The following is a 24,454-nucleotide window of genomic DNA, read 5'->3' as shown; positions in this document are numbered from 1 at the left end:
ACGCCGTCGACTGCGATTTATCCCTCCGTCGGGGCGACAAGACCACCGAGAATCTTGACCAAGGTCGATTTGCCGGCTCCGTTTTCCCCGCACAGCCCGTGGATTTCGCCCGGCATCAGGTCGAAGTCGACACCCTTCAGAGTGACGACGCCGCCATAGGTCTTGCGGAGGCCTCGGACGTTCAGGACCGGCGAAGACATGAGGTCTTGGGACTGCGTGATCGTCATGGTCATAGGTTCCTCCGCCTTCACGCCTCAGTCGGCGTTGCATGCGCGCTGGCGCTCTTGAACGGGGAATAGTCGACTTGGTGTCGGGCGATCCGGACGTCCTTCAGGGAATCCCTGACCCGCAGGTGCGCGGGATGAGTTGCGTAGCCCTCAAGGGACGCTTCGTCCGTGAACTCGGAATAGAGCACGACATCGCAGGCGTAATCGACGCGAGAGAAGTCGATGCCGACCTCAAGTAACAACAGTCCGGGGATTTCCCCGCGGAGGCTCTCGAACTTTGCCTTGAGGTCGAAGGCGGCGGCCTGTTTTTCCTCGGCGCTTTCCCCACGGACGTCCCACATGACGATATGCTTGATCATCGATCTACTTCTTGATTTTTGAGTTTTGGACTGCCGGAGGACCGGCTCGGTTGAGGTCTTGGGAAATCATGTTTCCCGACTGCAGGGGCTCGACGCCTTGTTAGGCAGGCAGAACAAGGCCGACCCGGCAAAACAAATTGAAGCTCATGAAATCCTCCCAACGGCATTCCTCCGCCGTGGGTCAAAACTTAACTTCTTGAACTTCGGGAAAAAGGCCTCACAAAGGGAAACACTTTCGCGCTCTGCGCAAGAAACAGCCCGGCTGTAGGTGCTACGCTATGCAGCGCCGTTAAACCGACGCCGCTTCCGTTCCGAGAGTGCAGGTGGGACGATCGGGCTATTTCTACGTCTACGGAAATCAGGGCTGGAACCAGCGAAAGCCTGGCCCCACCCACGACCTGCACACTGGCGGCCAACTGTTCAAATTCGCGGCAACCCACGTTGCCGACGACCCGCATTACGTCTTCAACAACAGTTGGATGCTGCGCGCTCCGGTGGCCAAGAAGAAACGCTTCTCGAGTTTCGTGCACGTCAACAACGCGATCGACATCTACGAGAGCGACACCAAGGCGACGGCCCCATTTGCCAAGAACTTCCGGGACACGGCCCCGATCTGGATTTTCATCCAAGCGACCCTCGATTTCGAACCCGAACACTGGCCAGGCCAGACGGATCGGGTCTCATGGCATCGAAGAAAGCGGTCGGGATTATCTTCAGGGATGTCTGGCGGCGATTTCGTCCACCTCACAAAGAGGGCCCGCCTCGAAAATTCCGTCAACGAGGAATCCAACTTGCACTCGTTGTCAGCATCGTCGATCGGGTCTAGTTGCGAATGTAGCTTTTGGCTCCGCTGTCCGTCAGACAGTAGTGACCTCCTCTCGGCCCCGTGCAGTGGTTCCAGCCCCGACATGAGCAATCACCCGAAAGCGTGGGCTCCATTTCTTCAGCCTGCGATCCGAGAATACCAACCGTACCCATCGTGGCCTCGCACGACTTCTTGCTGCCGCTCACCGATCCGTCACGACAAATAAATGTGGAACCTTGGCAGTGATCGATACCGCCTTTTCGGCCGCTGCAGGGCGTGTTAGCCGACACGGGCTCGGCGACCAATGCCACAGCCGAAAGGAGTGCAACTGCACCAATAGCCCAATACTTCAATTCGTTCGGCTCCCCGCCACGGAAAGCAAGTTGTTGCGGGTTGGTTTCCGAACCTTAAACATGAAGCACATGCCGTTGCGGTAATAATTGAAGCCTTCACACGCCGCCGTTGCTATGCACTGGTCTTGGCATGCGTCCAACGTCGAGCCATTGAATTTCGCGAATGGTTTGCCCGTGATCTCCACGTTTCTGCTAGTGCGGAATTGCAGCGAGGGGCCGAAATCATGCCCGATGCGACGAATGTCTCCATCGCTGCCTTTGTAGCCAGATACGGCACCTGAGAACTGCATGGCTTCCGAGGCCATTCCCTTGAGAAAGCAGACGTTGTGCGCTTCGTTGAAGGTGAAAGCCCGGCAACGATCATTGCCATCGCACTCGAGCTTGCAGTCTTCGGCCGTGAAGACCTTGAGCGGCATGCCAGGCAAATCATAGCCAGGGAGGTCGGTATATTCGTAGAGTCGCCAAGCCGGCCCCTGCGGTTGGGGCGGAGGCGTGATGGTGACCGTCGTCGGTGCATAGCTGGCGCTAGCGTCTCCACCGAACGGAACCGGCCCGGCCTGCGGAGGTGAATCATCAGTGAGCAGGTCGATCTCCAAGCCAATCCGCTTGGCATCGTCTGCCGTCAGCCACTGCATAGCCCCTGGTGCAGCGTTGGTCACATATACGATGACGTTGGCGTTCAGGTTAAGCTGCTGAAGATACGACCCGACAAGGGCGTTGCCCGCGCTACTGACGTCTTTCTGTCCCGCGTCGTCTTTGAAAACCGCATGGAAGCCGACCTTTGACGTCGGCGTTATGAAGCGAATTTTGCCAGCGAGCCATGCAAGTCCACAGGACGAAGCGCACACCGCATTGCGATCGACCCCTGTCGCGAACCCTTTGATGGAAATTGTACGTCCAATCTCCATCCCAACGCCTGCCAAGCCGCCCGGGCTGTCGAAGAACACGACGGCTTTGTCAGTCGTTATGGCAAGGTTCTTGAAATGTGCGTCATCTCCTTCGGTGAACTCACCTACTACCGAAATCAGAGAGATATCGTCTTTAAGTTTTTCGATCTGAATGTTCGCGGCCCAAGCGTGGGATAGCCACGAAAACAGAAGGAAACACGCGAGCCACAGACCACGCACTTGAGCAAACCCCTACCACCCTCTAACGAGTAAGCGGTCTCTTGTGAGAAAAGTCAAAGTAGAAATCGTGACGCGGTTAATTACAAATGCAAACTGATCCGGCCGGACTAAAGAGCGCTATCCTGCAGCGATCCCCAGGCAGGAATCATACTCGATCACTGTATGCTTTATGGGAGGTGCGGCGTGAAATAATAGGCGCAGCCGCCGAGGACGGAAGCCACCAGAATAGCAGTAAGCGGAACTAAACGACGCAAATCGAAGATCCGATCTGCAACGTTCCGAGCAATCATCGCATTCTAGCATCTTTTGCGCCCTTCGCCTGGAGAAGAAGGATCTGGCCCCCTAGACGAAGTGCCTAAATTCATGGGTTGCCCCTGCACCATGGCCGAGGCGTTGGCGGGCAACTCGTTCTGCCACAGACGAATGGTACTGCAAGGCCCTCGCTGACAAGAATGCTGCCGACATCCTTCCCGTCAACCAGCAGGGTGCCGCAATAGCGCCCATGGTTGCACTTCTTCGTACCCTCAGTACCTGGCGCACACGCGCACGCGACCTTCGTCAGCCGGGCACTGCCGCGGGCGACCAGTTCCCGAAGTCGTGCCGACGCCCGCTCGCCCTGCCGGCGTTCGTACTCGCACTGGGGCGAGAACTTTTCTGGCGTATTGAAGCCGATTAGCCTGGTCCCTGCCGCCTCGCCAACAACGTGAACGGTGTCTCCGTCGGTAACCGTAAAGTCCTGCGTCTGCGATGCTTGCATTGTCACTGGGGCCGACTGAAATTGTCCTCGCCCGAAATCGAACGCTTGCTGTCCAACGGCCACTGCGGCAACGACTAGAAATCCGATGGCTACGTTTCGAAGACGCCATTTCAACCGTCTGGCCGCGCGGCCAAAATGAGGCCTGAACGATTTCGTGGCCACGGGACGATACCGATACCTGCTGCCAACCGCCGGCGGCAGGGCAATCACATTATTCGGCCGGCCGAGAATTTCGAAAATCTTCCGCCATTGTTTATCGGAAAGACGAGCTTGCCCGCCGGATCGTTCGAGACGAGCGTGAATATCGGCCAGAAAGGCGCGCTGCCAAGCGGTCAAGTTCTGGCGAAGCAGTGCTGCTTCGATGTCGTTTCGGAGGTTCCCAGCGGGGTCCATTATCGCCGCCTCTTTTGAGCGAAGACAGCGTAAACAGGCAGGTCGGAAAAATTGGTAAATCGACGTCGTCCGAAGCTTCGAAATCGCAGCTTTCGGGCCCCAAGCTCATTGACGGCCTCTAGACCACACTTTGGAGAACACGTTCGCGCCGCTCCAAGTGACCACGTTTTCTTCAGACCTCGCCAGATTGTGAACTATTAGTAACTTGAAACACAACAGGCAAAGCGCTTTATCCGAGCGATGAATCCGAAGCATTTCATCTCGGCAATGGGCATAGCGGGTTTGGCGGCATGCTCGCATATCGAGCCGCTTGAGACGCCCATCGCCCAGTCAGCAATTCAGCACCAGACGCCTTTGACCGATCAGGCGGTAATCGCAGATACTGTCGGTCGCGGTGCTGTCGGTGCAACTGCGCTTGCTTGGGCCAACCCATCGACCGGAAGCGCGGGCATTATCGAACAGATCGATGCCAGTAACGATGGGCCGGACGGATGTCGCGGTTTTGTAACCAGTCGGCAATCGCTTGACGGCATGACGCGCTTCAACGGCGTGGTCTGCCCGTCTGGTGATAGTTGGAAACTGGGCGGGCAATAGGATAGGAGTGGCGCTCGACGTCCGATCTCGCGTCATGGGCATCTTCGCCGTGCTCTCTTTGGATAACGATCAATCGCAAGGGCCCCATGTCCATCGCAAATGCCGGCCCCATCCCCCGAGAAGCTGCTAGTCTGGATCGCACCGGAACCCGATCACCGCGACGGCTTCAAGGTCACAACGGTCCCGCTGTCGACGATGATCCAGAGAGTCCGGACCATATCTGCCGCTTCGCGAAGGGTTGCCGAGATATTCGCTTGGGAAAATGTGACGACGCCTTTTGCGACGATATCCAGGCGGACGATTGCATCGTGTTCAGTACCACCTCCAGGGATGCCAGCTTGCTCGCGCAGATCGCGCACCGTGATCATCGCACGAAGCAACAAGCTCTCGATTTCGCTCGCGGTCAGGCGGTCGACCTCATTCGCCGCCCTCACGAGTTCTGCGACGAACCCTGGGACGCTGCTCGTCTCCGCAGTTATCATCATCCCTCGAATTCAGAGCTGGGCAGCCAACCGCGCGTATAGCGCAAATTGCAGGATTGGACATACGGCGCCGGCTGACATCGACCCGGCCGGCGCCGGTAGCGACATTTGCTGGTCGCGGTCAGGCATCGACATCCGCGGAAATCGTCACCTCCTTGAAGGCGTTGAGCTCAGCCAACCGCTCGACCAGCGCCTTGCGGATCGAGGCATAGCTGCCGGCGCCAAGCGCCAGCCGCTTCGGCGCAGGGATTTGTTCGGCAGCCTCGATCATCGCCTGCGCCATTTTGAGGGGGTCACCCTTGGCTTCGAATGTGCCGTCGGCGATGGCGCGGCGGATTTCGCCGGCCGGCGTCGCGTCATAGGCCTTCATCGGCTGCGGCATCACCAGGCCGCGCCCGAAATCGGTCCGCGCCGGACCTGGCTCGGCAATGATGAATTCAATGCCGAAGGGGGCAACCTCCTGCGAAACGGCTTCGATAAAGCCTTCGATGCCCCATTTGTCGCATGGTAGAGGCTGAAATTCGGATAGGCGATCTGTCCGCCTTCCGAAGACACCTGCAGTATGCGGCCACCGCCCTGCGCCCGCATATGCGGCAGCGCTGCCCGGATCACCTGGATCGAGCCGATCAGGTTGGTATCGATCTGATGGCGGACCTGTTCGTCGCTGACCTCCTCCGCAGCACCGAACAGGCCGTAGCCGGCATTGCTGACGACGACGTCGATCCGGCCCATCGCTCGAAAGGCGGCGTCGACGACCGGGCGCACCGCCCCGGCTTTGCTGACGTCAAGCGTCTCGATCCAGAGGTTCTCGCCGTAGTGCGACTTCAAATCGTCGAGCGCTTCCGGCCTGCGCACTGTCGCCGCGACGCGATCGCCGCGCGCCAGCAGTTTTTCGGTCATGATGCGTCCGAAACCGGAGGAGGCGCCTGTTATCATCCATGTCTTTGCCATTGTCTTACCTTTCATGCCGCGGGATTGCGGTGCTCTTGAAGGTAAAGATAGATGAGCCTATTCCTGCTTCCATCCGTCGAATGCTGCATGAGTTGGTGAACTTTAGCCATGAATTACAGGCCGACCCTTGCCGATCTGAGAGCCTTGTCTGCCATCGTCAACCATCGCAGCTTCCGCAAGGCCGCCGATGAGTTGGGTCTGTCGCCTTCGACGCTCAGCCATATGATGCGTTCGCTCGAAGCAAATATGGGAGTTCGGCTTCTCCACCGGACGACCCGCAGCGTCGCGGCGACGGAAGCCGGCGAGCGCCTCGTCACCCGTCTGACGCCTCTGTTCAGGGATTTTGATCTGGCGCTCGAGGAGGTCAACGAATTCCGCGGCCACCCAAGCGGGACGCTGCGGATCAATACCAGCGAGATCGCCGCGCGGGTGCTGCTCGATGCCGCCGTCCCGACCTTTCTCACACGCTATCCCGACATGTCGCTCGATCTCGTTACCGACAATCGGCTCGTCGATGTCGTTGCCGACGGTTTCGATGCCGGCATAAGGCTTCGCGAGGCGGTGCCGCTCGATATGATCGCGGTGGAATTTGGCGGCGACACCCGCTTTGTCGCCGTCGCTTCGCCGGCCTATCTCGCAGCGCATCCGGCGCCGCAGACACCGGACGCATTAAAGACCCACGCCTGCATCCGCTTCCGGCTGCCAAGCGGCAAACTCTTCCGCTGGGAGTTCGAAAAACACGGCCACGAGCTTACCGTTGACGTTCCGGGCGTGCTGACGCTCGACCATGTCGAGCTGATGGCGCAGGCCGCGGCAAACGGGCTCGGCATCGCCTATGTCTCGGATCGCACGGCCCGGCCTTTTCTCGAAAGCGGCGCGCTCGTCACCGTGCTTGACGACTGGTGTCCCGCCATTCCGGGCCTTTGTCTCTATTATCCCGGCCACCGTCACGTGCCGCAGGGTTTGCGGGCCTTCATCACGGCGCTGACCGAGGTCGGGCGTCACGGTCGATAGGCCGCCTTGGCCGAGTTCTGCCGATATCGGCCGCCTTCAGAAGGTTTCGATCCGGGAGCTGATCCAGCGAACAAAGAGTGAGGCAGGCGGGGCGAGCCGCTCGAAACTGCGTGCGACCAGCCAGTAGGCGCCGTGGGCAACGGCAAGATCGGACAGGCGAAGCAATCGGCCCGCCCTGATCTCTTCCTCGGCGAAGATATCGTCCATCAGCGCTATGCCCTGTCCGCGCAGGACGGCCTGCATGACCAGCCCGCTATCGGCATAGACCGGCCCCCGCGCGGTTTCCGGCATGGCGATGCCTGCCGTCTGGAACCAGCGGAACCACACGTCGCGGGTCTCCTCATGCAACAGCGTATGACGGAGCATGTCTTCCGGGCGGTCGATCGCAGGCCCTGCCTTGAGCAGCGCAGGCGCTGCGACCGGCACCATCCTGACATCGGCGAGATGCCCGCTCTCCGTCCTCGGCCAGGCGGTCACGCTGGCGCTGTGGCGGATGGCGATCTCGGCCTGACCACTGCGGAACTCGACGAGCCGCGAATCGGCGTCGATCATCACGTCGATCTCGGGATGCAGTTCCCGAAACTCCGGCAGGCGGGAAACGAGCCAGCACGCCGCGAAGGAAGGTTCCACGCTGATCGTCACCGCTGCTGTCGCCGGTCGGCTGCGGATTTCTTCCAGGCATTCGTCGATCCGGTCGAAGGATAACGTCAAGATCGCTAGCAGCTTGTTGCCCGAGGCGGTCAGATGGACACCGCGATGGCGGCGCTCGAAGAGCGCCTCGCCCAGCAACGTCTCCAGCTCGCGGATCTGCCGGCTGACCGCCGCCTGCGAGATGAACAGCTCCTGCGCCGCCAGCGTGAAGCTTTCGAGACGGCCGGCGACCTCGAAACTGCGCAAGGCCGTCAATGGCAGGCGTCCGCGTTTCATCCATAACCTCAAGTCATTCGAGGCCGACGATAAGCTCGTTTGAAGGCGCGAGGCAAGAGGCGGCATATTATCGTGAAGGAGAGATATCGATGCGCAAGCGGATATTCGAGATCATATTGAACGTCATCCGGCTGGTGACGTTTCAGCCGCCGAGTGACGACGATTGACCGCCCCGTCCTTCTCCAAGATTTCCTGCGAAATCGACAACCGAGGTACTGGCACTTCAACGATACAGGCTTCAGGCTGAACGGAGTGCTCAACTGAACCGGCAGATCAAGCTGTTTACCGCCGCGCGTCCAGTTTTACTCATCAATCAGACAACCTCCGCTCGCAGCTCAGGAGCGAATGCCCTAAGGGCGTGACTCAATCTGACTGCCATCGCGCTTTCGACTTGCGTCGGATTCAGAAGAACAGGCAAAAAAGAAGCACGACTAAGCTTATGGAGCCCTCCTCGGTTGGTCAGAGACCAACGCCACGCCCACGGTTGACAGCCCACTGGCGCCGTTCCGAGATGATCTGCTCGCTGCTTTCCCTGCGGACCGCCTGCTGCAGGACTTTCAGCCTCTCCTGCATCGCCTCGAAGGCGCGGTGCTGCGCTTGTGGCACACGGTTGATGAGGTCCTTTTCGCCGCGAATGATGGCGTTGCGACCAAAGCGCTCGTCGAGCGCGGTGCTGACGGCGGCAAACTCCCGGCGAATGCTCGGATCAAGAGAAGCGGCATATGCGCTCAGCTTGCGACCGTTGATCCTCGCCTCGGCCGACAGCCGCATGAGCACGTCTTCCGCCGCCTTCGACAGGCCGGGAATGGCGACTGCCATGCGCCGTCGCTCCTCGGCAACAACCTGGCGTTCGGCATCGAGCACATTGACATAGGCCGAACCGAGCGCGCGCAGGCGAGCCCCGGCTTCAGGCACGGCCTGCACCGCCGCCCTCCGTTCCCGGCCGGAAGCCAGCAGCCGGTCCATTAGGCGATCGGAACCGCGCAATGCGCCGTAGGCGGACGGATCGTTGGTCGCCGCGGCCGCGATGCGCTCGGCAGCAAAACCCTTTTGAAGCAGTTCTTCGATCTTGCCGACGGCGCCGGCCGGATCGCGCCAGATCGTGCTTGCCACCGTCGCCAGCGCGGCGCGCTGCTGGCGATAAAGAGGATCTGAGAGCACACGTGATCGCGCCTCCTCGTCGACAGGGGTCTTGAACTCGGTGACGGCGGCAAGCATGGGCAGCACGGCGGCACTCTCCTTGTCTGCCTCCATCCCCTGATCGGCACTCGCCGCCGCGACGATCTTCGAACGATCCCGCCGCTCGACAAGATGCTGCTCGTCGGCAAAGCGCTTCACCGCCTCGAACAGCCGGGTCAACTTCTCGCCTCTGATGCTCGCGAGGTCTTCCGGCATACGCTCGATCACGTTGCGTTCGGCAACCGTATCGGTTTTGGGTGTGAAGGCGCTCCAACCGAAGCGGGCTGTCAGCGCCTCGCTGATGGCCTTGATCTCCTGCACGACGGCACGGTCCTCGACGGCGATTGCGAAGGCCGTCTTGTAGGCATCGTCCCCTCCCTGCTTGAGCACCGCCTCGATCTCCGTAAGACGTGCCATCGCCGTCTTCGAGAGCGCCGGGATTGGCAATGACATATGAGTGCGGCGCTGTTGCTCATGGAGATCGAAGCGTTCGCCATTCCGACGGAACTCGGTGGCATGGGCGCGGGCGAGCGGCAGTAGGTCCGTCAAGACGGCGATCGCGGCATTTCGTTCGTCGCGTGCCGCACGGCCGTCGACGATGAGATCGGAACCGCGCAGGCGGCCGAGCCGCTCCGGTGCTTTGGCAAGATCGTCGGCAAGCCTGCGCGGTTCGATGCTTGTATCCGATGAAAGCGCGTTCAGGGCGACAAGTGCTGCATCCGGGTCACGATAGATCGTCTCCAACAGCGGCCGCAGGATCGCCTCCCGTTCCTTCCAGGCCGGCGACGCAAGCTGAGCCAGTCGCGCGTCTTCCTCCACGCTCCTGGCGAAGACTGTGACGGGCGGGATCAGATATCGTCCACGAACAACGTCTGCGTCCAAGACGGTTTGCGTTTCGGCCCGTTCCTCGCTATAGGCGACCTGCCGTTCCCGCTCGATCGTGAAGCCGAACGCAACGCCCGCCCGCTCCCAAAGCTTCGCCAGTTGCTCGCGCCTCTCGGCAATCCCGGCCCACCGCCGGGAAAGGCTTCCTTCCACCCCGGCTGCGGCAAGAGAGAGATGATCGAGACCACGGCGCCGCGCGAAGTCGTCGGCATGGGCGCGATAACCCGCCTCGCTTTCAAAATCGAGCGTCGTCGTCTTGGCGCCGGAGCGGGACAGGCGCTCCACCAACTGCCTGAACAGGTCAGGCCGATGGCTTTCCTGCTCGATACGCTCGTGGCGTTCTTCGGCGGTTTCGATCTGCTTGGCGGTCCAGACATTCCGCTCGACCTCACGTTCCTCGAACCGCTTCTGGCCGGTTTGTTCGTCGACGGTCGCAACCTTGATCGTCACCCGCTCCACTCCGTCCTTGCGCAGGGTCACCGTGTCGCCCTCGGAGACACCGGCATCCTCCAACGCCTTCGGCAAGCTGACGCCCCAAAGTCGATGGATAGTTCCGTCATCCGTCTTGACGTCGGCATAGGGGCTGTCGTCGGCATCCTCGTCATTCGGCCGGAACTTGGCTTGTCCCGACTCCACGAGCGCGCCGGTGACGCCGGCGGCATGCTCGACATGCGGCTTCCGTCCCCATTCCGGCTTCGCCTCAAAGTCTTCCTTTGCCGCATAGAGATCGGCGCGGTCGCGATGTCGGGTCATCGACACATAGGTCAGGTGCTGGTCCATCATGCCGGTGGCGAGCACCAAGGTTCGCTCGACAGTCGACCCTTGAGACTTGTGGATGGTCGCGGCATAGCCGTGATCGACATTGCGATAACTGTCCTCGCTGATGACGACATCACGGCCATTGTCGAGACGGACCGACAGCAATGTGTCGGCACGTTTGTCGCCGGTGGAAACGACCGTGCCGAGCATGCCGTTCTTGACATGTTGCGGACCGAGACGGGGAGCACGTGGCTCGAGGAAGCGGGCATTCTCCAGGAAGATGATGCGGTCGCCGACGGCAAATTCCCGCGCGCCGCGTTCGGTCTGGAAAGAGCCACTCTCACCCAGCGCGCCCTCGCCCGTCATCACCGATCGCAGCGCCTCGTTCAGACGCTTCACGTCCTGATTGGTGTGGGCGAGCACGAGAAGCTCGTCACCGCGAAGACGACCGTCATTGCCTTCCGCGGCTGAGTTCTGGAGCGCCTGTCGGCGCGCCTCCGTCCAGTCGCCAACAATCCGTCCGATGATGTCGTCTCGCGTCCCTGCCTCGATCAGATGACCATGTCGGGCATAGGTATCGAGACCTTTCTCCGTCTCACCGCGCGCAAAAAGCCGCGACGCCTCGCGCGCCCATTGTTGGCGCTGGCGGCGCACGCCGGCAAGTTCGGCAAAACCGATGCGTTCGGTGATTGCCCGGAACGCCGCACCCGCCTGGATCGGTTGGAGCTGCATCGCATCGCCGACCAGCACGACTTTCGCCTGCGCTTGCTCGGCAATTTTCAGGACGCGGGCCAACTGCTGCGACGACACCATGCCAGCCTCGTCGATAACAAGCACATTGCCTCGTTCGAGCAACTCGCGTCCATTGGCCCAGGCGAGTTCCCAGGAGGCGAGTGTTCGCGACCTGATGCCAGAACTGTCTTCCAGCCCTTCGGCGGCTTTGCCGGCAAGGGCAGCACCGATCACCCGGCGGCCATCGCTTTCCCACGCTACGCGTGCGGCGGCAAGCAGGGTCGACTTGCCGGCGCCGGCAAGACCGACCACGGCGGCAATGCCATTGTCGCCGGTGACATGACGGACGGCGTCCACCTGCTCCGGATCTAGCTTGAAGGGTTTTTCCGGATCCCGGGCCTCGACGTTTCTGATCGCGGCCGCCACCACCCGATCGGAAACCGCAAATCCGCGGCGCTCCGCCAAAAGCTGCGCCGACCGCGCCATATCATATTCGATGCGAAGGATCGCGCGCGTGGTGAAGACAGCGGGTTCGCTCGCTTTGCCCGTTTCGGCATCGATCTGCTGCGGCTTCAGCATGACCAGCTCGTCCGAGGCCATCAGCCGCGCGCGGATATTGGCGAAGACGGCGGGATCGTCGACAATGCGATGCAGCGCCTTGGCGATATCGCGCTCATCGAAGGTCGAACGTTCGTTGCTCAACTGCTTCAGCAGGAGCGCAGGATCGGCAAGCAGTCGGTCGGCCATATGCTGGCGCCGGGCAAGATCGGCCGGCGCAAAATGAAGCTCCCTGCCCTTACGGACCAACGCCGCCTTCTCGGGACCGAGATGTGTTTGCGCGATGCCATCAAGGCCCTGTTCGGCATAGGAGCGACCGTCGAGCCGGATCTCGTGGCCGGCAAGCGCCAGATGTCGGTTGGCCGTCTCCGCCCAGGCGATCTTCCACGCTTTCATGGTTTCCTTATCGCCGGCCCAGAGCCTGTAGACGATCCTGCCCTTTGGGCGGTCCGGCGTAACGACCCGCAACGGAGCGCCATCGTCGCCGGTCACCGCTACCTTCTTCTGCCCGAACCCCTCCTCCGTCAGCGGTCTCAGCGTGGTCATCAGATGGATATGCGGGTTGCCGTCCCTGTCGTGATAAACCCAATCCGCGACCATTCCATTCGACGTGAGATTGTCTCGCACGAATTCGCGCACCAGCGCGATGTTCTCGGCCCGCGTCAGTTCCTCCGGCAGCGCGATGATAAGCTCACGCGCCAGCTGCGCGTCTGCCCGTTTCTCAAAGGCGTCGACCGCATTCCAGAGCGCCTCGCTGGCGCCGGCAACGGAACGGCCGTCGATCGCCGTCCGCAGCCAGGTCGGCATCTGGTCCGGCAGGGCCAGTTCCTCATGAACGAGTTCGGAGGCCCCGCCCCTGTAGCTGAAGGACGTACCGGCCTGTTCGTCCATCATCCGGGTGCGATGACGATAGGCGGCGGCCGAGACGATGCTGCGTCCTGCTCCCCTGCTGATCACCTGCGCTCTGACGAACATGATCGCCACTGCCGTCTCCTGATCATCCGAGCACGTCGCGACAGCGACGTATATTGCGCCCTCAAACCGATCGGACCGAAGGGCCGATGCCGCTTTTGCCGCCGCACGCTAGCGCATTTTACTATGTTATTCTAGTTAGTATGTTGGCTGGCATCGCTCATCGAAAACAAAAGGAACAGTAGGCGTGTGAGGTCTTCCATGGCCAGGGTGAAGGCTTCTCGCACCATCTAAGCTGAGCAACCGAAACGGTCGAACGCGGGAAAGCCGGCGCGTCAGCTTGCGCGCCGACTGCTGATCGGGCCGCATCACTGCCTAGTCGATAACATTGGGTCGACCAGATCATCACGCTGGGTCATAGGTCGTCGCTACGCACGGGCCGACTACGTCAAGCAAGGAGATACTGATGGTTCTGCGTTAGTCTAACCGCAAATCCAATTGGATCGGCAAATCGACAGTCGAGCAGGCCCGGGTGGATGCGGTCTGGATGAGAAGCGCCAGGAGTGGGGCAGCTGCGCAAGTCTCGCCGGCTCTCGCGAAAACGCTTCGTTCCAATTCCATGATGACCTTGCTCCCTCGGCCAGCCGATCGTGAAGCTCTTGTAAAAGGTCATCGCCCGGCCGAAGCGGTTTGAGAGGACGACGAGCCGAAGCAGGCAAGCTTGGTATATAGCATCAGGTTCACATCGGTTGTCAGAATGCGACCTCCTTCGTTGATGACACAGGACGTCAGAGGAGAAGAGATCGGCGGACAGAAGGGGCCGCGACCCTATCAGGCGCGAGCCTGCGGAACTGTCGAGGGGCGAAATCCCTGACAGCCCGGCAGCCGGTCGATCCGGCCAGCCAGGCTTACGGATACGGCGATAAGCCCCCGTCAGAACGGAGGCTCAGAGCTCGCGCGGCCGTCCTGTTCGGCCCAGATCACCTCGCGTTCGGCCAGCGCCAGCTCGAGTTCGTTCTCGATCTGTGGACGCTCGGCGGGGTCAGCGTTTCTAAGCTCTGCGCGCAGCACTTCGATGACTTCGTCGATGCAAGTGGTCATTGTCGTCTCCTTGACTGTTGTGAAAGACGAGCGCTCCGGTCATGGTGGGATGGAGGGGTCAAGGATCGCGTCAGCGACCGGCGGAGCCGGCAAGTGGGGGTGCCGGTTTTGTCGGAGCGGAGGGAGCCGCAGCGGAGGCAAAATTGGGGGAACCACGAAGTGCTTGAGGCCTTTATGCCGCCATGGCACCCTCGGATCGACTGAGCAGACTTTCCCTCTCCGTATGGCACCAGAATAGCCGTCAATGGCTCGATGCCCTTGACGGCTCGAATAACAAGAAGGCTCGCGGCAGAGACATTCTGGGAGCCGGCCCCGCTTTCGGGGCCGGCCTGTAGGCCTCAGGCCGGGTTGTTCCAGAGGATGACCTTGCGGTTCGGTTCACCCCCGGGGGCTTGTGCGAGGTTGCCGAAGATCACGCCGATCTCCGGAGCCTCCAGCTTTACCGAGAGGTATTCCTCGCCGGTCAGGCGGGCGATGCGGTTCCAGCCCGCGCCGATCTCGAAGCCGGTCTTGCGGTGGATGATGCGGTAGTCGGGTGCTTCATCGCTCGTCTTGCTGTCATTCGGGACGATGGCGATCGGGGCGTTGACCCGGATGGTGGCAAAGATGCCTTCGAGGGTGCCGTCGCTCTTTGCGGTGAGGGTTGCGATCGTGGTGGCCATGGTACTGTCTCCTTCGGTTGCTCGGGACCATTCCCGATGGCGCCCGAAGAAGGGGCCGAGCCGCAGGCGTCACCGGAGCGCCAGCGCAGGGGAACCCCTTGCGGGTTGACGCTGATGGCGGCCGGTCCCTTAGAAAGGCGGCAGGGTGAACGGGAATAGTCCTGAACAGCGACCGTCAGGAGACAGCAATCCATGGCGATCCGATTGCCGGCTCGTGCAGGAGCCCTGCCCCGGACGTCTTACACGAGCTGGATGGATCTTCCTTCCGCATATCTGCGCCGGGCAGCAAGCCATCTTGCGCGACAGCCGGCTGCGATCGGCAAGGTCGGCTCTCTCATCGCCGATCGTCGGCAAGAGCTCTTCACCGGGTGTTGAAGAAGCCGTCAGGCGGTAGCATGCATCAAGAACATGAATCGATCCGCCACGACCGATTCAGGAAACTCGTTGGACGGCCAATTGGTGAGCGCGCATGATCCGATCATGGATACAACGGCTGACATTATGCTGCTCTATCGGATCGATCCGTCCCGGAATATGGCGCGTTTCTATCGTCTGTCGATCCAGTCGACGTTGTTCGGAGGCAGCTCTCTCATGCGCAATTGGGGCCGGATCGGTACCGAAGGCCGGCGGATGGTGGAACTGTACGATACGCCTGAAGACGCTGAGACTGCCTGTGAGCGCGTGACCAGCCGCAAGCTGCGTCGCGGCTATCGATATGACGGTGCAACATGCTTCGCCCAAGAAATCGTCACGGCGAAAGGCGCGAAGACTGCTTCAGCAGATTTCGTAGAGCCGGCGGCGTCGGCGGAATGGAGCCCCGGCCGGACGATATGCGCCCAGCAGGCCCTGGAATTTCCTGAGAGTACGCCAGGGCAGCCACAGTGCCTTGGCGAACGTTAAGGGTGCGTTCGCAGGGTGGACCAAAGTGGACGTATTCCGACGCGAACCTAGGGTCGTACAATGTGAAAACTGCGGCTGGACGGTGCAGGATCTTTCGCCTATCGGTGTTTCATGAAGTCGTCGCTTGAACACATGCCGCTTCGCAAACAGCGAGAACTCGGCCGGGTTCTCGAAATCCTGCACGAGGAATTCGAGGACGCGCTGAAGGAAGGCACGGCCGACTTCAAGAAGCGCGGCAGGATCTTGAAGATCATCCTGTTCGGCTCCTACGCCAAGGGCGGATGGGTCGATGAACCCTTCACCATGAAGGGTTATCGCTCCGACTTCGATCTGCTGATCATCGTCAACAATCGCAAGCTCTGCGAGTTCGCCGAATATTGGCACAAGGCGGCTGACCGGCTGATCCACGATAAGTCGATCGAAACGCCGGTGAGCTTCATCGTCCACTCCAGGCGGGAGGTGAATACCTATCTCAAGGAAGGGCAATACTTCTTCTCCGACATTCGCAAGGAAGGCATAGTTCTCTATGAACTCGACGATGAGCCGCTTGCCGAACCTATGCCGCTTTCGCCGGCCGATCGGTTGCGGCTAGCGAGAGACCACTTTGAACATCGGTTCAGGAGTGCCTCGAAGCTCCACAAGGTTTCGATGTTCTGCCTGAGTGAGAAGGACTACAACGAAGCCGCGTTCATTATGCATCAATCCCTCGAGCAAGCCTATTCCTGCGTTCTGCTCACTCTGACCAACTACGGCCCACCATCGCATAACATCAAATTTCTGCGCTCGCTCGCGGAGGAGCAGGACCGCCGGCTGGCCGAAGCCTTTCCGCGTGATCAGCACAAGGAACGCGCCTGGTTCAACACATTGAACGAGGCCTATGTGAAGGCTCGCTATTCTAAACATTACGAGATCAGCGAGGAGGCTCTCGCCTGGCTTGCAGAGCAAACCGCTTTGCTGCTTGAACTGGTCAAGACGACGTGCGCCGAGCATCTGGAGATGCTTGAGCGGAATGGTGACGACGATGTCGATAAGTGAGTGGGCGTTACGATTCCCCACGCTCGCTTTGGAGCTGGCTGCTCCCCTTCGGAGCCCTATCAGGGCTGAATAGTGGCGCGCACCGTGACCAGTTGGACATAGGCAGCGGAGCTTAAGCTTATCGTAGACTGCGGCAAGGTGATTGGCGTAGCGCAAAGTCTCCGACCGGCTCTAAGGGGCCACCGGCTCCAGATCGACAAGCGCCTTGATCGGCAGGTGGTCGGAGGCGATGCGCGCCAGTGGCGTATCATGCGCTTCCACCTGCGAAATGATCCCCTTGCGGTTGGCGATGATACGGTCGAGGGCCAGAAGCGGCAGGCCGGCGGGGAAACTCGGGACGGCGGGCGGCAGCGGTCCGAAGGCGGATTGGAAGGTGTTGAGCGAAGACCGGTCGCCCAGCCGCCACTCGTTGAGGTCACCGAGCAGGATGGTCGGCATCTCGTGCCTGTCGTTGATGAGCTCGACCAATGTGCGGGCCTGCTGGGCTCTGCTATGGCGCAGCAATCCGAAATGCGCGGCGATGATACGCAGCACCCCGCCCTGCTCGAGTTCGATTTCGGCAACCAGCGCGCCGCGCGGCTCCAGCCCCGGCAGCTTCACCTGATGCACATCATGCACCAGCCCCTTCTTGAAGAGCACGACATTGCCGTGCCAGCCATGCGCCTTCGCCATGCCGGCAACCGGCACTGGGATCAGTCCCGTCTCCCGCTCCAGCCGGCCGAGATCGAGAATGCCCGTGCGTTCGCCGAAGCGCGTATCGGCCTCCTGCAGCGCGATCACGTCGGCGCCGATTTCATGGATGACCCGGCTGGTGCGCTCCGGATCGAAGCGGCGGTCGGTGCCGATGCACTTGTGCACGTTGTACGAGGCGATCAGCGTTCCCGCACTGCGCGGCCTTGCCTCCGTATAGGCTGCGTCGAGCCGCTTTTTCCTGCTCCTGATCGAGGCGAGAATGCTGGCGGGAAGGCTGTCTTTTCTGGCGTGCATCGGCAGGCGCACTTGTTCCGTTGATCGAAAAGGCTTCTCTCAGCAGTATAGGCAGGCAAGCCGAACTTGCCACGTCCGATCACAAAAAATCCTTCAGAGATAGGGCGACCCTAGCCATAGCACCTTCTCGAGCAGCCGCACCGCGAAGGGTCGCGCCTGCAGCCCGTCAAGCGTCACCGGCGTCGCCGTTTTCAAGGTTTCCTCGATGTGCTCGTCGATCTCGGTGGCGAAGCCCTCGTTCAGCACTTCGAGATCGACCTCGAAATTCAGCCTCAGCGAACGCGGGTCGAGATTGGAAGAGCCGACATAGGCCCAGGTGCCGTCGATCGTCAGCAGCTTCGAATGGCTGAAGCTGCCGGTCGAGCGCCAGATACGGCAATAATTCTTGAGGATCTGGTCGAATTGCGCCGTCATCGCCCGGTCGACCAGGACGAGGTTGTTGACCGCGGGCACGACGATATCAACTTCGACGCCGCGCCGCGCTGCTGTCACCAGGGCGCTGATGAGTTCGCGATCCGGCAGGAAATAGGGCGACATGATGCGGATCGATTGGCGCGCCACGGAAAAGGCGCCCATCAGCATCTTATGGTTGGTCTCGACGCTGCGGTCCGGGCCGGAGGCGACGATACGCATCAGGATGGGATCACCGGGGCTGCGCTCTGGCGGTTCGATGCGCCAGGGCTCGTCGTTCAACAACTCCTGGGTGGAGAAGCGCCAGTCTTCGGCGGCGAGGTCGAAAAGGTCGGCCACGACAGGGCCGGTGACGCTGAAATGCGTGTCGTGGGCAAAACTCTCGCCCGTTGCCTCCTCGCTGAAGCCCGCCCTGATGTTCATCCCGCCCGTCAGCGCAACTTTCCCGTCGACGATCAGGATCTTGCGGTGGGTGCGCAAATTGGCATAGGGCAGCCGCAAGCCCATGATGACGTTGCCGTTGAAGACGGCGACGGTGACGCCGCCTTCCCTGAGATGGCCGAGAATGCTCGGAACCGAATAACGCGCACCGACCGCGTCGATCAGTACCCGGACTTCCACACCACGGCTGGCCGCCGCAATCAGCGCATCGGCGATGCGAAGACCGACAGCATCGCGGTCGAAGATATAGGTTTCGAGCAGGATGCTGCGCGTCGCCTCGTCGATGGCGGTCTTCATCGCCGCATAGGCCTCGTCGCCGGTCTCCAGCACATCGATCGTATTGCCTGTTGTCAGCGGATTGCGCGTCACCCGGTCGCCCAGCGTCTGCAGCGCCGCAAAGCGGCGGCCGAACTGGCTGATCACCGTCTCGGCCTCGGCATCGAATGTCTCCAGTTCGTCGAATTCGGCCGCAAGCAGCAGCGCGTCACGACGGACGCTCAGCGATTTGCGGCGGATGCGATTGATGCCGGCAATCGCATAGAGCAGCGCACCGATGATCGGAGACAGAATGATGACGCCGACCCAGCCGATCGCCGCGCGCACCTCCTCCTTGGTCATAGCGGCATGGATCGCCGCCGCGGCCCCCATGGCGATCGAAACGACAAAGAGGATATGCGGCCAGTAGATCGATAGGAGATAGAACATCGCTGGCGAATATAGCCGCGAAACGGCGACGTTCAATCGCGCCGCGGCTCTCCCATGACGCGAAATTTTGCACCGTGACCATTTTGCCGGCCCGAGAACCGATGGCGAACAGTTCCGGAATAGGCCCGCAGATTTCGAAAGCGCGTTGCCCATTCCCGAACGGGAACAATCCCGGCACAGATCGATTGATCCCGAGGAGATGAGGATCGCCATCATGAACATAGCCGGAAATGTCGGCCCTGCCTTGGCGCTCGAAGTTGCGGACGCCGCAAGCATTGCCGAACTCCGGCATCAGGCAGAAGGCTGTACCCGTTGTGATCTCTACAGGAATGCCACGCAAATCGTCTTCGGCGAAGGTCCTGTGAAAGCCGAGATCGTTCTCGTCGGCGAGCAGCCGGGCGATCAGGAGGATTTGAGCGGCAGGCCCTTTGTCGGTCCCGCCGGCCAACTGCTCGATCGCTGCCTGGAAGAGGCCGATCTCGACCGACAGCGCTGCTATGTCACCAATGCCGTCAAGCACTTCAAGTTCACGCCGCGCGGCAAACGGCGGCTGCATGCAAAGCCGAATGCCGGTGAGATCAGGCGTTGCGCCTGGTGGCTCGGCGCAGAGCTCAACATCCTGCAGCCGAAACTTGTCGTGACGCTCGGCGCAAGCGCGCTTTATGCGCTGCTCGGGCCGAAGGTGAAGCTGACGCCAGAGCGCGGCCATATCCTGCATCCGGCAAACCGTCCGTCCGTTCTGGTCACTATCCACCCCTCCTATCTCTTGCGCATCCGCGACGAGGCGGAGCGGCGCCGGCAGCGCCGGGATTTCGTGTCAGATCTGCACAGGGCGGTGGAGTTTCAGTCCCGGTGAAGGCCGATTCTCAACCCTAATATGCTGCAACGCGAAATATTCGCGGGTGCAGGGCGATTTCGCTTGAAAGAGCTCCCCTCCTCTGGAACCATCTAAGCAGTATCGCGTTCGAACGACGGCATCATGTGACTGGAGATCAGCGATGGCAGAAACTCGGGAAGAGTGGATCAAAAAACGTGCATACGCCCTCTGGGAAGAAGAGGGCTATCCGACAGGGCGAGATTCCATCCATTGGGAACAGGCACGACACGAGCGCGACACGCTCGAGGGTTCTGCTGCGTCTTCCGACGGCAAGGAAGTCAAGCCCAAGGCGAAGCGAAGCGTGACGGGCAGCAAGACGAACGGCGTCGTGACACCGGCACCGAAACGGACTGCGAGCCGCAAGACGGCGTCCTGAACACCAAAATACCGAGCACATCGAAAAAAGGGCGTCGTCGCGACGCCCTTGATCCCTCTTTGTCATATGTCTGAATTAGTTGTGCTTTATGGAATTTCAGAGGTGGGGCTTCCATGCGGGGGTGAACAGAGGCCGGATGACGCTGAAAGCTTTGAGGCTTCTAAAAAAGGTTAAGCCCTCCCCCGATAATCGGGAACAACAAGGTGCGATGGCTGTTTATGGCGGAACGGGGAAGTTGCCATGAACGACGGTCATACCGAAATCCTCTTTTTAGCCAGCAACCGCGCTTCGACTGCGATCGTGTGAGGGATGGAGATGTCGCTCCTCATCATCGCCGCGCTGCTCTACCTCGGTCTCGCGCTCGGGTTCATCCTTGTCGTCGATAACCTCGTCGGACTGGTTTTCCGCGATCCGCGCGCGCCGGTGCAGTTGGTCTCCGTCTACATCGGACGCGCCTTCGCCGCATCGCAGAAACTCTATCGAAAATAACAGCTCGCAGGCGCCGTCCGTAGACGGCTAAAGGTGTCGAACGCCCTGGCGCATCGAGCTTTGCGCATCCGAAAGGACGCACAAAGCTCTGGGTTAAGGATATTTCGACCGCGCCCTTTCCCTCCTATCGGAAGCCTCTATGTTGACGGTTTGGAAGGGCTGAACCCCGAGGTGGCCAACACTCCGGCGCAGCGGACGACAAGGAAGCGATTTTGAATGGGAAGCGTCGGGAACGGCTGGCCGAGAGGCGGCGGCGAAATCGGCGAATTATTACGGCATCCGGCTTTCCACGCCGTCGGTCTCGGTCCGGTCGAAAGCTGGCCTGCCTCTCTCAAGCATATCACCGAAATGGTGTTGAATTCCCGCCAGCCCAAATTCGTCGCCTGGGGTCCGGATCTCGCCTTTCTCTACAACGATGCCTATGTGCCCGTTTTCTCCGAACGGCATCCCAATGCACTTGGACGACCTTTCCGCGAGGTCTGGGCGGATATCTGGGAACAGTTCTCGCCGATCATCGCCAGCACGCTCGAAGGCAGTTCGCAGCTCTTCAAGGAGCTGCTCATACCGATGCGCCGCGACGGCCGCACCAAAGATACCTGGTTCACCTTCTCCTACACGCCACTGCGCGACGATGACGGCAAGGTCGCCGGCATCCTCTGTGCGGCCCTTGATGTCACCGACCAGGTGTCGGCCAAGCGCGGCGAAGAGACGGCGCTCGAAGAGCTGCGCGTGAAATCGGAGGCGCTTGCGGTCGTCAACCGGGCGGGTGCCGCGGTCACCGCCGAGCCCAGTGTCGAACGCCTCACCCAGATTGTCGTCGATGCCGGCGTGACGCTGACCGGCGCGGAATTCGGCGCCTTCTTCTACAATGTCGATGATGACGAGAGCGGCAGCTATATGCTCTATGCCCTCTCCGGTGTCGATCGGAAGAATTTCGAGAAATTCCCGATGCCGCGCAACACCAAAGTCTTCGCGCCGACGTTCAATGGCGAAGGCATCGTGCGCTCCGACGACATCCTGCTCGACCCGCGCTACGGGCAGAATGCGCCGCATTTAGGCATGCCCAAGGGGCATTTGCCGGTCAGGAGCTATCTTGCCGTGCCGGTGAAATCACGCGACGGCAGCGTCATCGGCGGTTTGTTCTTTGGCCACGGCCAGCCCGGCCGTTTTTCCCAAGCGGCCGAGGCAAGCCTCGTCAGCCTCGCCGGTCAATCAGCCGTCGCGATCGACAATATCCGGCTCTTCCGTGCCGCCAAAGTCGAAATCGACCAGCGCCGCGATATGGAAGATCAGCTGCGAAAACTCAATGAAATGCTAGAGGTCCGCGTCGCGGCCGAGATTGCCGAGCGCCAGCAGGCCGAAGCAGCACTCCAGCAATCGCAGAAGATGGAATCGATCGGCAAGCTCACCGGCGGCGTCGCCCATGATTTCAACAATCTGCTGCAAGTGATTTCAGGCAACCTGCAGCTTCTCGGCAAGGACGTGGCCGATAACGGCCGGGCCAAGGAACGCATTTCCAACGCGCTTGCCGCCGTCGAACGCGGCTCGCGGCTGGCAAGCCAGTTGCTCGCCTTCGGCCGACGCCAACCGCTTGAACCGAAGGTCGTCAATATCGGCCGTCTCGTCACCGGCATGGACGACATGCTGCGGCGCGCCCTCGGCGAAGAGATCGAAGTCGAGACCATGGTCTCCGGTGGCCTCTGGAACAGCTTTGCCGATCCGACCCAGATCGAGAACGCCCTGCTCAACCTTGCGATCAACTCCCGGGACGCGATGAACGGCGCCGGCAAGCTGACGATCGAGGTCGGCAACGCCTTCCTCGACGATTCCTACAGCCGCACCCATCCTGAAGTCACCGCCGGCCAATATGTCGTGCTGGCGGTCACCGATACCGGCTCCGGCATGATGCAGGAGGTAATAGAACAGGCATTCGAGCCCTTTTTCTCGACCAAGCCGGAAGGCAAGGGTACCGGTCTTGGCCTGTCGATGGTCTATGGCTTCGTCAAGCAGTCCGACGGCCACGTGAAGATCTACAGCGAGATCCACGAAGGCACGACCGTCAAACTCTACCTGCCCCGCTCGTTCCAGAGCGAAGATCGCATCACCAATGTCGATAGCGTTCCGGCAGCCGGCGGCACGGAAACCATCCTTGTCGCCGAGGATGACGAGGGTGTGCGCACGACTGTCGTCGAGATGCTGACGGATCTCGGCTACTACGTGCTGAAGTCCAAGGATGCGCAAAGCGCGCTCACCGTTATCGAAAGCGGCGCCCATATCGACCTGCTCTTTACCGATGTCGTCATGCCCGGCCCGTTGAGGAGCCCGGAGCTTGCGCGCATGGCGCGCGAACGCCTGCCTGATATCGCCGTGCTCTACACATCGGGCTATACCGAAAATTCGATCGTCCATGGCGGCAGGCTCGATCCTGGTCTGGAACTGCTCTCCAAGCCCTATACGCGCGAGGAGCTCGCCCGCAAGATCCGCCACGTGCTTGCCAACCGGACGCAACGCCGCCAAGGGGCAAGCGATGCCGCAGCGCCCGTTCCCAAACAGCCCGATAGCGCCGGTGAAAAGCTGAAGCTGCTGCTCGTGGAAGATGACGCTTTCATCCGCATGGATACTGCCGAGATTCTGCAGGATCTCGGCTATGATGTCATCGAGGCTGATAGCGGCGAACGGGGTGTGGAAATCATCGGAAACACCATCGTCGACATCATCGTCGCCGATGTCAGCCTGCCCGGCATGTCGGGTCCGGTCTTTGCCGCCAAGGCGCGCGAAGCCTTTCCATCGGTCGGCCTGGTCTTTGCCACCGGCCACAGCAGCCTGCCGGATGCAAGCCGCCTGTCCGGCTCGGTGCTGCTGTCAAAACCTTTCAGCAGCACCGCGCTCGAACGGGCGGTCAAGACCGCCGTCCAGCAGCGGCCCGTCGGCTAAAGCACTTCTGCATTTTGCGAATCGGCGCCGTCGAAGGATCAGATCCACCTCACTCATGCAGCTGTCGTCGCGCGCCGTCAGTTCGATCGAGATCGTGTCGGCAGGGTCGAGACGGCCGTCATCGTGACGATTGTCATCATCGTGATAGACGGGAATGCGCGCCCCGCTCTGGCTGACCAGCACCGCATCCCGCTCGAAACCCCGCTGCAGCAGCCAGTCGCGCGGCGCCATCAGGCGGATGTCGACCTCGTAGGAACGGCCCTTTCCTTGCTTGAGGCAGACAGTATAAGTGACCGGCGATACTTGGCCGTTCACGTCGATCGCGCCGTTTCCATTGGCTTTGACGATGTGTTTTTCCATGTTCTCGGCTCCTTCTTATGTGCAGCTCCTGCAGGCCTCTCCCATTCGAAACCTGATAAAACCGGCTTTTGTCCCGAATCCGGGTCTTGCGGGCCACGACCTCGGCCGGAACTTTTAGGCGCCGTGCCGGTTCAATTCCTTTGCAAACCGACCGCCAACCAG

The 24,454-nt window shown here is 60.8% G+C and carries 18 protein-coding genes and 2 pseudogenes; 8 read left to right on the top strand and 12 right to left on the bottom strand.

Features of this window, described 5'->3' with window-relative positions; all coding sequences use genetic code 11:
• Positions 1 to 20 precede the first annotated feature (20 nt).
• The 3 genes and pseudogenes from CUJ84_RS38965 to CUJ84_RS30710 all read right to left on the bottom strand — a co-directional run.
• Positions 21 to 200, bottom strand: a pseudogene (locus CUJ84_RS38965) (ATP-binding cassette domain-containing protein); the annotation flags it as partial.
• Positions 201 to 247: 47 nt separating this feature from the next.
• Positions 248 to 586 (bottom strand): Dabb family protein, encoded by a 339-nt coding sequence (locus CUJ84_RS30720; RefSeq protein ID WP_105009392.1) that lies wholly within the window; start codon positions 584 to 586, stop codon positions 248 to 250.
• 1,154 nt (positions 587 to 1,740) lie between these two features.
• The gene (locus tag CUJ84_RS30710) at positions 1,741 to 2,871 is read right to left on the bottom strand and encodes a PAN domain-containing protein (protein WP_105009391.1); all 1,131 of its coding nucleotides are present in this window, start codon (positions 2,869 to 2,871) and stop codon (positions 1,741 to 1,743) included.
• Positions 2,872 to 4,261: 1,390 nt separating this feature from the next.
• On the opposite strand from CUJ84_RS30710, the gene CUJ84_RS30700 reads away from it, so the two are divergent.
• A complete protein-coding gene (locus CUJ84_RS30700) occupies positions 4,262 to 4,615 on the top strand; it encodes an RT0821/Lpp0805 family surface protein (protein ID WP_105009389.1) in 354 nt (117 codons plus the stop codon).
• A 152-nt stretch (positions 4,616 to 4,767) separates the two neighbouring features.
• Here CUJ84_RS30700 and CUJ84_RS30695 read toward each other — a convergent pair whose 3' ends face one another.
• Together CUJ84_RS30695 and CUJ84_RS30690 are read right to left on the bottom strand one after the other, a co-directional pair.
• On the bottom strand, positions 4,768 to 5,049 hold the full coding sequence (locus CUJ84_RS30695; RefSeq protein ID WP_245457618.1) for a hypothetical protein: 282 nt from the start codon (positions 5,047 to 5,049) through the stop codon (positions 4,768 to 4,770).
• A gap of 169 nt (positions 5,050 to 5,218) precedes the next feature.
• A pseudogene (locus CUJ84_RS30690) lies at positions 5,219 to 6,048 on the bottom strand (SDR family oxidoreductase).
• Positions 6,049 to 6,156: 108 nt separating this feature from the next.
• Between CUJ84_RS30690 and CUJ84_RS30685 the strand changes: the two are divergent.
• The gene (locus CUJ84_RS30685; protein ID WP_105009387.1) at positions 6,157 to 7,062 is read left to right on the top strand and encodes a LysR family transcriptional regulator; all 906 of its coding nucleotides are present in this window, start codon (positions 6,157 to 6,159) and stop codon (positions 7,060 to 7,062) included.
• Between the two features lie 36 nt (positions 7,063 to 7,098).
• On the opposite strand, the gene CUJ84_RS30680 is transcribed toward CUJ84_RS30685, so the two are convergent.
• The 4 genes from CUJ84_RS30680 to CUJ84_RS30670 all read right to left on the bottom strand — a co-directional run bounded on the left by CUJ84_RS30680 (position 7,099) and on the right by CUJ84_RS30670 (position 14,777).
• The gene (locus CUJ84_RS30680) at positions 7,099 to 7,989 is read right to left on the bottom strand and encodes a LysR substrate-binding domain-containing protein (protein WP_105009386.1); all 891 of its coding nucleotides are present in this window, start codon (positions 7,987 to 7,989) and stop codon (positions 7,099 to 7,101) included.
• 459 nt (positions 7,990 to 8,448) lie between these two features.
• Positions 8,449 to 13,086, bottom strand: a complete 4,638-nt coding sequence (gene traA / locus CUJ84_RS30675; RefSeq protein ID WP_105009385.1) for a Ti-type conjugative transfer relaxase TraA — start codon at positions 13,084 to 13,086, stop codon at positions 8,449 to 8,451.
• 861 nt (positions 13,087 to 13,947) lie between these two features.
• Positions 13,948 to 14,115: a hypothetical protein gene (locus CUJ84_RS38460; protein ID WP_199788872.1), complete on the bottom strand. Its 168-nt coding sequence runs from the start codon at positions 14,113 to 14,115 to the stop codon at positions 13,948 to 13,950.
• A gap of 338 nt (positions 14,116 to 14,453) precedes the next feature.
• The gene (locus CUJ84_RS30670; RefSeq protein WP_105009384.1) at positions 14,454 to 14,777 is read right to left on the bottom strand and encodes a DUF736 domain-containing protein; all 324 of its coding nucleotides are present in this window, start codon (positions 14,775 to 14,777) and stop codon (positions 14,454 to 14,456) included.
• Positions 14,778 to 15,221: 444 nt separating this feature from the next.
• Between CUJ84_RS30670 and CUJ84_RS30665 the strand changes: the two genes are divergently transcribed.
• Positions 15,222 to 15,677 carry a WGR domain-containing protein gene (locus tag CUJ84_RS30665; protein WP_245457617.1) on the top strand — a complete coding sequence of 152 codons (456 nt, stop codon included), beginning with the start codon at positions 15,222 to 15,224 and terminating at the stop codon, positions 15,675 to 15,677.
• Positions 15,678 to 15,788: 111 nt separating this feature from the next.
• Complete coding sequence (locus tag CUJ84_RS30660) at positions 15,789 to 16,712, top strand: nucleotidyltransferase and HEPN domain-containing protein (RefSeq protein ID WP_105009383.1); 924 nt, start codon at positions 15,789 to 15,791, stop codon at positions 16,710 to 16,712.
• A gap of 171 nt (positions 16,713 to 16,883) precedes the next feature.
• Here the strand turns inward: CUJ84_RS30660 and CUJ84_RS30655 are convergent, their stop codons facing one another.
• Together CUJ84_RS30655 and CUJ84_RS30650 are read right to left on the bottom strand one after the other, a co-directional pair.
• Positions 16,884 to 17,699: an endonuclease/exonuclease/phosphatase family protein gene (locus CUJ84_RS30655; RefSeq protein ID WP_105009659.1), complete on the bottom strand. Its 816-nt coding sequence runs from the start codon at positions 17,697 to 17,699 to the stop codon at positions 16,884 to 16,886.
• Between the two features lie 93 nt (positions 17,700 to 17,792).
• Entirely contained in the window at positions 17,793 to 19,256 is a 1,464-nt protein-coding gene (locus CUJ84_RS30650) for a phospholipase D-like domain-containing protein (RefSeq protein ID WP_105009658.1), read from the bottom strand.
• 214 nt (positions 19,257 to 19,470) lie between these two features.
• Between CUJ84_RS30650 and CUJ84_RS30645 the strand changes: the two genes are divergently transcribed.
• From CUJ84_RS30645 to CUJ84_RS30630, 4 genes are all read left to right on the top strand, one after another.
• Positions 19,471 to 20,112: a UdgX family uracil-DNA binding protein gene (locus CUJ84_RS30645; protein WP_105009382.1), complete on the top strand. Its 642-nt coding sequence runs from the start codon at positions 19,471 to 19,473 to the stop codon at positions 20,110 to 20,112.
• A 142-nt stretch (positions 20,113 to 20,254) separates the two neighbouring features.
• On the top strand, positions 20,255 to 20,509 hold the full coding sequence (locus CUJ84_RS30640) for a DUF2934 domain-containing protein (protein WP_018448499.1): 255 nt from the start codon (positions 20,255 to 20,257) through the stop codon (positions 20,507 to 20,509).
• A 315-nt stretch (positions 20,510 to 20,824) separates the two neighbouring features.
• Positions 20,825 to 20,998 (top strand): hypothetical protein, encoded by a 174-nt coding sequence (locus tag CUJ84_RS38455; protein ID WP_018071066.1) that lies wholly within the window; start codon positions 20,825 to 20,827, stop codon positions 20,996 to 20,998.
• Positions 20,999 to 21,214: 216 nt separating this feature from the next.
• Positions 21,215 to 23,932: a hybrid sensor histidine kinase/response regulator gene (locus CUJ84_RS30630; RefSeq protein ID WP_105009381.1), complete on the top strand. Its 2,718-nt coding sequence runs from the start codon at positions 21,215 to 21,217 to the stop codon at positions 23,930 to 23,932.
• Here the strand turns inward: CUJ84_RS30630 and CUJ84_RS30625 are convergent.
• Positions 23,861 to 24,292 carry a hypothetical protein gene (locus tag CUJ84_RS30625; protein WP_245457616.1) on the bottom strand — a complete coding sequence of 144 codons (432 nt, stop codon included), beginning with the start codon at positions 24,290 to 24,292 and terminating at the stop codon, positions 23,861 to 23,863. The two genes, CUJ84_RS30630 and CUJ84_RS30625, sit on opposite strands and share 72 nt — an antisense overlap.
• Positions 24,293 to 24,454: the final 162 nt, after the last annotated feature.

It is taken from the genome of Rhizobium leguminosarum (genome assembly GCF_002953715.1).
Lineage (GTDB): Bacteria > Pseudomonadota > Alphaproteobacteria > Rhizobiales > Rhizobiaceae > Rhizobium > Rhizobium leguminosarum_V.
The sequence above is the reverse complement of the archived record's forward strand: the minus strand, read 5'-3'. Positions and strand labels throughout refer to the sequence as shown.